The sequence below is a fragment of the Pedobacter sp. MR22-3 genome (assembly GCF_026240075.1).
GTDB lineage: Bacteria > Bacteroidota > Bacteroidia > Sphingobacteriales > Sphingobacteriaceae > Pedobacter.
The window spans coordinates 67,815-80,031 of record NZ_JAPIVF010000008.1; the positions used below are offsets into that span (position 1 = coordinate 67,815).

A 12,217-nucleotide genomic window follows, 5' to 3' on the forward strand; every position below is an offset into this window, starting at 1 on the left:
TGCAGCAAAAGTAATACATATTGCTGAATAAATTATAATTTTAGTAACTTTTTAATCGTCCTAAACGTTGTTTTGCTTTCTCTTGATCACTTGGTTTTTCTCCCTGATACAAAGGCTTTTCCCAATCGCCATACATCGGGTTTGGGAGTACAATATATTTTATACCAAAAAGGTTTTGATTTTCATTAACCTGCTCAAATGTATTTTTGTTTTCCCGGTAGAAAATATTACTAAAATCACTCAGGTTATCACCGCATAGCATTAAGATATTATGGGTTTCAGCAATTTTCTGCCGCCTTGGCTCTTTATTGGATGTTCCTTTAGCCACTAGCAGGTGTGCATCATTGGCATATGGAAAACCAAAGGCCTGAAGGTTTTTTAAGGTTGCGGCATAATCCTTTTCATCGCGGTTACTTAAATAAAAGGTTTCGATGTTCTTAGCTGCAGCAAATTTCAGAAAGGCCAATGCCCCCGGAACGGTGTCGGCACGAGCCAAACTTGTCCATTGGGTCCAATCTGCTGCATCGTAGCTTAGCCCCTTCTTAATCTCATGCCCTTGAAATGGCGAATTATCTAATACGGTTTCATCAATATCCACAATGATACAGTTTGGCTTTTTGCTGGTATCCGCCCATAATGCTTCCTTTAATGATAATCTGGCAAAGTTGTATGCCTGGAAACATAAAGCCCTGTATTCTCCAGAGGTTTGCTGCCAGAGCACAGCATTGGTATAATCTCTGGCCGGAGATTGTGCGTTAGCAAAAGATGAAACAAATGTTAAAATAAGAAGGATGTATTTTTTCATGATTCGAAATTCTCCAACAAAGATATTAACTCCTTTTCAAGCGCAACACAATTACTTTAATTTAATCAGACTAATTACCAGCCAGATACAATAAAACAACAAATCATTTACGACTTAACTTAAACTATTCATTTCTGATTTATCAGATTTTATTACATTTAGAAACACGCAAATACAAACATTAATATGAAAATTAAAAATTTACCAGGAATTGCTATGGCATTGATGTGCCTTTTTGCCTGCAAGAAAGGTGATCCGGTCATTGAATCAAAAAACACATTAGAGTTACTTAAAGATTCAGCATCATATTCTATTAATGGGAAAACCTATATTTCTATGGGTATTGAAAAAAACTGGACTTATACAACACAATCCAATCTTAAAATTACTTCAGGCGAAAATTTTAATTATTTATTAGTTGGAGATAAGGATTCTTTATTATTTGTAAGAGAATATAGCATTAAAGCACCCTATACCAACATTGCCCTTTCATTTATCAAAATATACAATAAAAATGAAACAGAATTTGCAAATGAAAATAATGGCGGATATCTAAATTACCCAAAAAACAAAACAGATATTTTTTCTCTTGGTTCATATAAATATTCAACTGAATTTAATAGAAGCAATTCGACCTCTGGAATCGCATTTACACTAATTAATCAACAAGGCATATATAAATCATATAGTCAATCAGATTTAGGGAAACAGCCATCTGTTACACAAATTGATCAAATGGATTCAAAATTTGAGATTATAAGTTTAAAAAAACAAGAATCGGGATATTTACTAGAAGCTAAATTCAATCTAAACGTTTTTGATGAAAATAAAAAACTGCTAAAAATAGAAAATGGATACATGAGAGTAAGCATCCTAAAATAATTAAAAAAGTAAAGAAGCCCACTTCTATTTAAGGAGCAGGCTTCTTCTATCGCATTGCTAAATGAATTAAATCTTCAAAAAAACTCCTCTATCTGCTTTAGATAAGATCAATGCTTCCGCCTCAGGATAAGCCTGAGTAAATGTCGTTGGTATTTTATTTTTACTTTTTTCGTTCCATTTAAACTCAACGGCCAGAAATTTTGAATCCGATTTCTCGACATAATCGATTTCCTGTTGCTGGGTGGTTCGCCAGAAAAAGCAATCTGCTTCCAATTGGTTTTGGTGTAAAAACTTCATCCGCTCGGCGATCATATAATTTTCAAACAAGGCACCGACATCATTCCTGTTATTTAATGAATTAAAATTCCGGGTAATCGCATTGACGATTCCGGTATCATAGAAATATATTTTCTTATTCTTTTTTATCTCATTACGCACATTACCTGAAAAGGCCGGCAGGGTGAAAACCACAAAAGATTTTTCAAGCAGACTGACATATTTATCAACTGTTTTCTGATCGGCTTTAACTAATTGAGCTAATTCTGAAAAATTAACTTCACTTCCTATTTGCAAGGCCAATGCCTTCACAATTTTCTCAAAGAGCAAGGGCTTTTTTACCTCTTCAAGTGCAAATAAATCTTTATATAAATAACTATCTGCCAATAATTTTAAATGTTCTTCAGCATTTTGAGGATCATTAATCACTTCGGGATAAGCTCCGTAAATCAAACGCTGTGCTATTGATCGTTCTTCAGTAATAAAATCTGTAGCACTTACTAATTCTGCATAGGAAAGCGGCAAAAGCATCATTTCATATTTCCGTCCGGTTAAAGGCTCGTTGATTTTACCTGAAAGCTCAAAAGCAGACGAGCCTGTGGCAATCACCTGAATACCTTTAAAGCGATCTACTATGATCTTGATTAACAATCCTACCTCATTGATCCGCTGAGCTTCATCTAAAAACAATACTTCATAATCACCAAGTATTTGTACCAACTGGCTTGCATTGGGTTTAGCTAATGTTTCCCTAACATCTGCATCATCACCATTTAGATATAATGTTTTTTTATTTACCCTTGCTAATAATTGTTCCACAAAGGTGGTTTTTCCTGTTTGTCTTGGACCAAAAATAATAAAAGCCTTTCCCTTAAAAAGGCGAGCTATAGCATAATCCAACTGGTTTCTAACAATCATAGCTTAAAAACATTAATCAAATATATAATAATTCTGGATTACAATCCAGAATAAACATAATAATTTTGGATTACAATCCAGAATAAACATAACAATTTTTGATTAAAATATCATTACTTATAAAAAAACCCATTTCAATTAAGAAATGGGCCTTGTATGATTTAAATGAAGACTAAATAATTTCGAATCTAGGCTACATTCTATCCGTTCAATGCTGCTGCACCACTAACAATCTCAGTCAACTCAGTGGTAATGGCTGCCTGACGGGCTTGGTTATAAGAAAGTTTTAAGGCTTTCAATAATTCACCTGCATTTTCTGTTGCCTTATCCATTGAAGTCATACGTGCGCCGTGCTCAGATGCATGTGAATCTAACACGGCCTTATATAACTGTATTTTAATAGATTTTGGAATCAATTGCTCAACAATCTCTTCCTGGGATGGCTCAAGAATATAATCAACATTGGAAGCCTTTGTATCTATTTTGGCAGCTTCTTCTGCTTTTGGTAACGGTAATAACTGTTCAGTGGTAATAAATTGAACAGCCGCGTTTCTGAAACGGTTGTAAACCACTTCCACCTTATCAAAATCACCTTTGATAAAACCAGCCATAATGGCATCAGTAATCTTGGTTACATTTTCAAAAGTTAAAGCAGCGTATACTTCATTATTGTTTCCAATCACATTGTATTTACGTTTTTCGTAAAAATCCTGTGTTTTCTTACCGATAGAAATAATACTTACATTGCCATTCTTCAACTGCTCGCTATATTTCTCGGCAATTAAATTATTGGCCGCTTTAATCACGTTCATGTTGAAAGCACCAGCTAAACCACGGTTAGAGGATACAGTTACAATTAAAACCTTATTGGGCTCACGTTCCTGAATAAAAGGTGATGAAGACCCTTCTAAACTTGCTGAAAGATTTTCTAAAATCTCTTTCAGTTTAGTTGCATAAGGACGTAAAGCGATAATTGCATTGGTAGCACGCTTCAACTTTGCAGCGGAAACCATTTTCATAGCTTTCGTGATCTGCTGGGTTGATTGTACCGATGCAATCCGGTTTCTTACTTCTTTTAAATTAGCCATTCTTTATTTAGATGTGAGAGGTGAGATATAAGATATGAGACGCTTCTGGCCCAATCTCACATCTCAAATCTCATGTCTCAAACCCTATTAATATTTACCTGAAATCTCTTTTGCTACTGTATCTAAAACACCTGTAATGTTATCATCAAATTTCCCAGCTTTTAAGGCTGATAAAGTTTCTGGATGACGCATTTCCAATTGAGTTAAAAATTCAGTTTCAAATTCTTTAACCTTGTTAACCGGTACGTTACGCATTAGGTTTTTAGTACCTGCATAAACAATCGCCACTTGTTTCTCTACACTGAATGGAGAAAACTGTGCTTGCTTTAACATTTCTACGTTACGTGCACCTTTATCTAAAACTGATTTCGTTGCAGCATCTAAGTCAGAACCGAATTTAGAAAAAGCCTCTAATTCGCGATATTGCGCCTGATCTAACTTTAAAGTACCTGCTACTTTTTTCATCGACTTAATCTGTGCATTACCACCAACACGTGATACCGAAATACCTACGTTAATGGCCGGACGAATACCTGAGTTGAATAAGTTCGATTCTAAGAAAATCTGACCATCAGTAATCGAAATTACGTTCGTTGGAATATAAGCAGAAACGTCACCAGCTTGTGTTTCAATGATTGGTAAAGCCGTTAATGAACCACCACCTTTAACGATATGTCTGATCGATTCAGGCAAATCATTCATATTTTTAGCGATATCATCATTCGCGTTGATTTTCGCAGCTCTTTCTAATAAACGACTGTGTAAGTAGAAAACGTCACCTGGATATGCTTCACGGCCCGGTGGACGACGAAGCAATAAAGATACCTCACGGTATGCTACAGCTTGTTTAGATAAATCATCATAAACAATTAAAGCTGGTCTGCCCGTATCGCGGAAAAACTCACCAATTGCAGCACCTGCAAAAGGCGCATAGAACTGCATTGGAGCAGGATCTGCAGCCGAAGCAGCAACAACAACTGTATAAGGTAAAGCGCCATTTTCCTCTAATGTACGTACAATGTTGGCTACAGTAGAGTTTTTCTGACCGATAGCAACATAGATACAGAACACAGGCTGGCCTGCTTCATAAAATTCTTTCTGGTTAATAATGGTATCGATACAAACGGCAGTTTTACCAATCTGACGGTCACCGATAACCAATTCACGCTGACCACGGCCAATTGGAATCATGGCATCAATGGCTTTAATACCCGTTTGTAAAGGCTCATTTACCGGCTGACGATAAATTACACCTGGTGCTTTACGCTCTAAAGGCATTTCGTAAGTTTCACCTAAGATCGGACCTTTACCGTCTAAAGGCTCTCCTAACGTATTTACGACACGGCCAAGCATACCTTCACCAACTTTGATAGAGGCAATTTTTTTAGTACGTTTAATGGTATCACCTTCTTTAATCTCGTCTGAAGCACCCAAAAGTACCACACCAACGTTATCTTCTTCAAGGTTTAATACAATGCCTTGGAGGCCGTTTGCAAATTCAACCAACTCTCCCGATTGAACTTTAGTTAAACCGTAAACACGGGCAATACCGTCGCCCACTTGCAACACGGTACCAACTTCTTCCAGTTCGGTTTCTGATTTGAAGCCCGCCAATTGCTGTCTGATAATTGCCGATACTTCGTCTGGTCTTACCTCTACCATAATTTTACTTTATCTCTTTTTGTAAATGTTTAGTGCTTGGCGCATGGCGGTTGGCGTTCAATGCCACACGCTTAGCGCATCCTTATTTATTATAGCCATTAATAATTAGTTATTATACTCCTTACCTGGCAAATTATGTTCTGTTTTCCGGTTTGGCTTTACTATTATCGCTTAATGCTCTAGTGCGCCAATTCTTTTCTAAGCTTACTTAAGCTACTGGCAATACTGGCATCAAATTGCTTATCACCTACTTTTAAAATAAAACCGCCAATTAATTTATCATTAACTTTTTCATTAAAGATCACCTCTTTAGCACCAAGTTCTCTTTTTACGGTAGCAACAATCTCTTCTTTTGCCTCATTACTTAAAACCGTGGCGCTGGTTACATCAGCAGTAACAATGCCCTTGATCAGGTTGTATTGCTGAACAAACTGCTTGGCTGTAGCAAACAATATGGCTGAACGCCCTTTACTCACTACAATTTTGAAAAAGCTAAGGGTTAACTTGTTAACTTTATCTGTAAAAATACCGTTCAAAATACCTATTTTTTTATCAAGAGGTACAATTGGATTTTTAAGTATCGCTTCCAGTTCAGGAGTTTCATCAACCACTTTTTCAAACAAAACCATATCATTATAAGATTCGGCTAAAGCGTTGTTTTCAACAGCTAAGTCAATTAATGATTTGGCATACCTGCCTGCAACTTTAATTTCTGACATATATTTAGGTGTGAGACTGGAGATGTGAGATGTGAGATGTGAGATTTAGCGTTATCACCCTATCTCATATCTAATATCTACTATCTCAAATCTAGTTTAGTTCAACGTCTTTTAACAAATTAGCCACCAAAGCTTCTTGTTTTGCTTTATCATCCAACTGATTGCGTAACACACGTTCAGCAATTTCCAATGATAAGGTAGAAACCTGACCTTTAACTTCTGCTAAAGCAGCTTTTTTCTGGTTTTCGATCTCGATTTTAGCTTTCTCAATCAACTTGGCACCTTCCAACTGAGCTTGTTTTTTAGCCTCGTTTAAAATACCATCTTTAAGTGTTTTAGCTTCCTTCAAAATTTCGTCACGCTCTGCACGTGCCTGTTGCATTAAATCCTGGTTTTGGGCAGTTAAACGAGTCATCTCCTGTTTAGCCAGCTCAGCTTTATTCAAAGCTTCATCAATACTTTGCTCACGATCGTGGATAGCACCTAAAATAGGTTTCCATGCCAGTTTTCTAAGTAATATTAATAAGCAGATGAATGCAAGTGCTGTCCAGAAAACCAATCCAATGCTTGGGGTAACTAATTCCATTTTATATATTTTTTTACTTAATTTTTCGTTAAAACCGGGAAGATAACCAATCGTTAAATTCCCGGTTTATAAATTCCAGTTTGCTATTAAACTTGTAAGCCTAATAAAGCAACTACTACTCCGAATAAAGCAGCACCCTCAATAAGGGCAGCAGCAATAATCATTGCAGTTTGAATTTTTGATGCAGCCTCAGGTTGACGAGCAATACCTTCCATTGCTTTGCCACCTACATGACCGATACCGATACCGGCACCAATTACTGCTAAACCGGCACCAATTGCCGCGATTGAACCTACCATAACTAATTTAATTATATAATTTGTAAAAAATAGTTTTCCGTTAATGATGCTCCTCTACCGCCATTCCGATAAACAAAGCAGATAATAATGTAAAAATAAAGGCTTGTAAAAATGCTACCAATAATTCTAATACATCCATAAAAAGAACGAATGCAACTGAAACCGGAGCAATAGCCAATGTTTTAAAAATAAATATTAATGATATTAAACTCAATACGATAATGTGACCAGCTGTAATATTCGCAAATAAACGAACCATTAATGCAAATGGCTTGGATATAATACCGATCAGCTCTACAGGAATCATAATCGGGTATAACCACCAGGGCACATCAGGCGTAAGAATATGTTTCCAGTAGTATTTATTTCCGTTTAGGTTAACCACCAACATCGTGGCGGTGGCCATTACAAATGTTAAAGCAATATTACCCGTTACGTTAGCGCTACCTGGAAAAATCGGCACCAAACCCAATAAATTGTTAAATAAAATAAAGAAAAAGATCGTCAATAAATAAGGCATAAACTTGGCATACTTATGACCGATGTTTGGCTTAGCAATATCATCTCTAACAAAAATAATAACAGGCTCAAGGAATGATTGCAAACCTTTTGGTGCTTTACCTACACGTTTTTTATAACCCGCTGCTACAGCAGAAAAAACAATTACGATTAACGCAATAGCAATAAACATTGCCGCAACATTTTTAGTGATTGAAAAATCAATTACGGTATCAGATGTCGCTTCATCAATCTGACCGTCTGCACCAACTACTTTGATGTTCTTATTGAACATGTCTTTAGTCATGCTTTGCTTTAAACCGGTTACCAAACGATATTTATTGTATTTACCCTGATAATCATGTTCACCATGATGAAAATTAGCGGATGAGAACACTTCCAAACCACCTGATGTATATAAGATGACCGGAAGAGGAATTGAAGTATGCCCCCATAAATGCCACACATGCGAATCAGCAATGTGTTCCATAATCACTTTAGTTGGCTCAAATTTTTCTTCGCCATGCGCTGTAGCACCATCTTCGCCAGAAACCGCATGAGCCGATTCTGCTACTACACTATCAGGAGAAACAACACTTTCAACCTGAGCGAAAGTATCATTTTTGATAGATAAAAACGCGATTAAAAGCGTAAAAACAAAGATTACCTTCTTAACTTTCAACACAAAAACTTGGTTACAATCCATTTATTGGCAGTTTTTTACTTTAAATTTTGGTGGCGCAAGTTACGTAACAAACAGTATATTTCAAAGGCAGTAAACAATAAATACACAGAAAAAAAATTAAGTGCAAAAAGCAACCCGTTTCCCTTTGCTTTTATACTGTAAACCAGCACAAAAGCCATACAAAAAATCATTTTCACCGCAATTGATCCCATAATGGCCATTACACCTACTTCCGGATCCCTTTTTATTCCGATATCAACAAGTGTATATGCGATATAAGTTATACCTGCCATGAAGCCAAAAACTACCCAAAAATTTTTAACAAAGAGTTGTTTTTCAGGAAAAATCATCGGTAAAACAGCAATAATAGCAATTAGAATACCAACGAAAATAAAATAGATGCTTGTAAATTTGGTTAGCGCCAATGGAAACTTCTTTACGAATGAAAACTTGTGCAAAGATAAGGTTTTAGCATTAATGTAACTAGTTAAGGAAGATAAATATTGTGAAGGTTGGTTAAGTGTTTAAATCGGTTGGCTGAGGTAAATATCCCATTGCTGTATTGTTAATTGATTAATTGTTGGCACATATCATTAATCAAACAATACAGCAATTTAATAATAATTATTTCGTAGCCTGTTTAATAGCCTGATACAAGGCTATGCCCACACCTGCCAGAGCAAAGGCTGCAGTAATGATTTTGCTTTTACTGTTGCGGTGTTCATCAATCTTATAACCTATGAAGGTTAACAAACCTATCGTAGCAATCATCTGGAAACCTATAGCAGAATATTTAGCTGCTGCATTAACCTTTTTACCATGATTTTCTTCTTTAGGATTTTCCATTTTTTAATATGATAATTAATTAACTTTGAATAATTAAAACTGATAGCTGAATAGGTAATTCTGCAAACATTTTTATTGTATAATACTAAAGGGGATTTATCATACTTGAAAAAACGCATCAACATAGGCATCAACAGCTTGCTCATCCTTCTTGGCTTATCATGTATATACGGCTGTGTGGCCAACAAAGATACCACCATCGATCGGAAGTTTCAAAATTTAACAGCCAGATATAATTATATCTACAATTCAAATGTTTTATTAACTGAACACCGGGAAGCTTTGTTGCAAAGTTACAGCGACAACTATGAAAAAATCCTTCCGGTTTACCTGGATCCTGAACCTCAAACTAATTTAATATTAGCACCCGCAGCACCAAACAAACAATTAGACGCGGTAATTACCAAAGGACAAACGATTATAAACGATAAAAGTTTCAGCAATTATATTGATGATGCCTACATGCTTTTAGGGAAAGCAAACTACCTTAAAGGCAATTATTTCATCGCATCAGAATATTTCGATTATACCGCCAAAACCTATAGCAAAAACCTGAAAACTTTCATCATGGCCATGGACTGGAAAGCACGCAGCCAGATGGAATTGAACAATATGGTCTTCGCCGATAAGATTCTGGATACCATGTTACGTGTGCAAGACCTGCTAAAAAATGACCTAGCCGAACCTTTGGCAACCACTGCTCAAATGCGCATTTACCAAAACAGAAATAAGGAAGCAATTCTGTTATTGGAAACTGCAGTAAAACTCACTCATGATCAGCAATCAAGGATTCGCTGGCGGTATATTTTAGCACAATTGCAGGAAAGGGAAAAAGAATATCAGAACGCCCTGATCAATTTTACAAAGGTTGAAAAAAGCAATGCACCTTTTGAAATGTATTTTCATGCCAACCTGCAACGGATCAAATTAAAGGGGATTATTAACGGACAACAGGTTGACGAAGATAAAGCACTTCTGGCCCTGCTTAAAGATGACAAGAACGTGGATTATACCGACCAGATTTATTACCAGGTTGGAGAAATGTTTTCAACAAAAGGAAAGTTTAATAAGGCTGAGGAAAATTATTTGAAGTCGATAGAGAAAAGCACCAGAAACCAGACACAGAAAGCATTGTCTTATCTGAGGGTAGCTGATTTAAACTTCAAAGAATTTAACAATTACATTAAGGCAAAGCTGTATTACGACAGTACAGTCATGATTTTACCCAAAAACTTTCCTGACTACAACAGCATTGCTAAAAAAGCCGAAAACCTGAAATACCTGACTGATCGTTTTACCCTGATTGCAAGGGAAGATACAGCACAGGCTTTTGCCAAACTTCCGGCTGGGGAACGGGAGGCCAGGGTTAAAGCATATTTAACGCAAAAGGTTGAGGTAGTTACCGTACCGTTACCAACAGGTAATCAACCTTTAGACAATCCGGATTTCCCTAATCAAACCTTAAATCCGGCGATGAGAGGTACGGGCAATACCTTTTATTTTAATAACAATGCCGCAATCAGCAATGGCTTTGCCGATTTCAGAAAACGCTGGGGAAACAGGCAACTGGAAGATAACTGGAGACAAAGCATCAGGTCATCAGCACAGGAAAACAGCCAGGTAATGTCTGGAGGTAAAGTTGCCAACGAAATTATACCGGCTAACGAAACCCATGCATCAACCAGCCAGGACCAGACTTCTTTAGAAAAACAGTTCCTCAATGATTTGCCCACCACACCCGAACGCTTGCTCGCTTCAGATCAGAAAATAATTGATGCCTATTTTGAAATGGCGAGCTTTTATCAGCAGGAATTAAATGATAAAGCCGAAGCCAATAAGATATACCTGATAGTATTAAACAGGTATCCTGAAAATAATCACCTGGCCGCCATTTATTATAGTTTATATCTCAATTTCCGTGGAATTGATGAAGATAAGTCAAATGAATATAGGCAATTGGTGCTTACCAAATTCCCGCAAAGCAATTTTGCCAAAACCATTTTGGATCCTTCATACTCCGCCAAACAAAGCGAATTAGAGAACATTGCCATTAATAATTACAACGTAACCTTTGATGCCTATGCCAGAAAAGATTATCCAACAGTGATCAATCAGGCTAATGTGAACATTTCTGCATCGCCAGATAATGGCCTGGCACCACAATATGCTTACCTGAAAGCCATCGCCATTGGGCGTACATCCAAGTTAGATCCCTTGCTGAAAGAATTTAATTCGATCAATAACAATTATCCTGATGATATGGTGATTACTCCGCTGGTACGGGATCACTTAAAATACATCGAAGCCAACTTGGATGAGTTCAAACAAAGACCGGTGGCATTGATTGATTTTGACGCCAATGAGCCGCGTTTTGTGAGTCAGGCTAAACCCATTGCCATTCCGGCCAAGCCTTTGAACACGGATATACATGCGGCTATCCCGGTTGAAAAACCAAAGGCCAATGAGGAGGAAAAGCCCAACGAGGTTAAACCTGTTGATGTAAGCAAATCGGCCAGTATATTTAGTGCAGCAAAATCAGAAGAATATTATTACGTGATTGATGTGGCAGATGCTACCTTAACACTCAGTTCTTCCCGTTTTGGAATCGGACAATTTAACCGGGGAAATTATCCTGATAATGATTTGGCGCATAAATTGATTGAACTGGATAACGATCAGCTCATCTACGTAACCAGCTTTATAGATTTAGAAGATGCCAGAATATATGAATCAAGCATTTCAGGCCAATTGAAGAACATCATGAAAGTTCCGGCTAACCTTTATAAAGGATTCATTATCAGCAAGGAAAACTTCGAAAAGCTTACCGACAGGCAACGTATAAATGAATATCTGGAGTTTTTAAAAGACAATTATAAATAGAACAGGACGCTTAATCAAAAGCAGAAAAGTTTCATTTCTTTAAAAATTAATAAATTTGCAGCTTAAAATCGGC

The 12,217-nt window shown here is 36.7% G+C and carries 12 protein-coding genes; 2 read left to right on the top strand and 10 right to left on the bottom strand.

Going from position 1 to position 12,217, the window contains the following annotated elements; all coding sequences use genetic code 11:
- Nucleotides 1-40 precede the first annotated feature (40 nt).
- The gene (locus OQ267_RS19590; protein ID WP_088299474.1) at nt 41-805 is read right to left on the bottom strand and encodes a 5'-nucleotidase, lipoprotein e(P4) family; all 765 of its coding nucleotides are present in this window, start codon (nt 803-805) and stop codon (nt 41-43) included.
- 186 nt (nt 806-991) lie between these two features.
- Between OQ267_RS19590 and OQ267_RS19595 the strand changes: the two genes are divergently transcribed.
- Complete coding sequence (locus tag OQ267_RS19595) at nt 992-1,687, top strand: hypothetical protein (RefSeq protein ID WP_265837651.1); 696 nt, start codon at nt 992-994, stop codon at nt 1,685-1,687.
- 66 nt (nt 1,688-1,753) lie between these two features.
- Here OQ267_RS19595 and OQ267_RS19600 read toward each other — a convergent pair whose 3' ends face one another.
- The 9 genes from OQ267_RS19600 to OQ267_RS19640 all read right to left on the bottom strand — a co-directional run bounded on the left by OQ267_RS19600 (nt 1,754) and on the right by OQ267_RS19640 (nt 9,264).
- Nucleotides 1,754-2,881, bottom strand: coding sequence for an ATP-binding protein (locus OQ267_RS19600; RefSeq protein ID WP_265837653.1), 1,128 nt, complete (start codon nt 2,879-2,881; stop codon nt 1,754-1,756).
- 200 nt (nt 2,882-3,081) lie between these two features.
- The gene (gene atpG, locus OQ267_RS19605; protein ID WP_265837654.1) at nt 3,082-3,969 is read right to left on the bottom strand and encodes an ATP synthase F1 subunit gamma; all 888 of its coding nucleotides are present in this window, start codon (nt 3,967-3,969) and stop codon (nt 3,082-3,084) included.
- A gap of 87 nt (nt 3,970-4,056) precedes the next feature.
- A complete protein-coding gene (gene atpA / locus OQ267_RS19610; RefSeq protein WP_088299478.1) occupies nt 4,057-5,631 on the bottom strand; it encodes a F0F1 ATP synthase subunit alpha in 1,575 nt (524 codons plus the stop codon).
- Between the two features lie 179 nt (nt 5,632-5,810).
- The gene (atpH, locus tag OQ267_RS19615; RefSeq protein ID WP_265819993.1) at nt 5,811-6,350 is read right to left on the bottom strand and encodes an ATP synthase F1 subunit delta; all 540 of its coding nucleotides are present in this window, start codon (nt 6,348-6,350) and stop codon (nt 5,811-5,813) included.
- A gap of 91 nt (nt 6,351-6,441) precedes the next feature.
- Nucleotides 6,442-6,936, bottom strand: a complete 495-nt coding sequence (locus OQ267_RS19620) for a F0F1 ATP synthase subunit B (protein ID WP_088299480.1) — start codon at nt 6,934-6,936, stop codon at nt 6,442-6,444.
- An 86-nt stretch (nt 6,937-7,022) separates the two neighbouring features.
- Nucleotides 7,023-7,235, bottom strand: coding sequence for an ATP synthase F0 subunit C (atpE, locus tag OQ267_RS19625; protein WP_088299481.1), 213 nt, complete (start codon nt 7,233-7,235; stop codon nt 7,023-7,025).
- Between the two features lie 40 nt (nt 7,236-7,275).
- Nucleotides 7,276-8,439, bottom strand: a complete 1,164-nt coding sequence (gene atpB / locus OQ267_RS19630) for a F0F1 ATP synthase subunit A (protein WP_265837655.1) — start codon at nt 8,437-8,439, stop codon at nt 7,276-7,278.
- A 14-nt stretch (nt 8,440-8,453) separates the two neighbouring features.
- A complete protein-coding gene (locus OQ267_RS19635; RefSeq protein WP_265819991.1) occupies nt 8,454-8,876 on the bottom strand; it encodes a hypothetical protein in 423 nt (140 codons plus the stop codon).
- Between the two features lie 166 nt (nt 8,877-9,042).
- The gene (locus OQ267_RS19640; RefSeq protein ID WP_088299483.1) at nt 9,043-9,264 is read right to left on the bottom strand and encodes an AtpZ/AtpI family protein; all 222 of its coding nucleotides are present in this window, start codon (nt 9,262-9,264) and stop codon (nt 9,043-9,045) included.
- 105 nt (nt 9,265-9,369) lie between these two features.
- Between OQ267_RS19640 and OQ267_RS19645 the strand changes: the two genes are divergently transcribed.
- Nucleotides 9,370-12,144 (top strand): tetratricopeptide repeat protein, encoded by a 2,775-nt coding sequence (locus OQ267_RS19645; RefSeq protein WP_265837656.1) that lies wholly within the window; start codon nt 9,370-9,372, stop codon nt 12,142-12,144.
- Nucleotides 12,145-12,217: the final 73 nt, after the last annotated feature.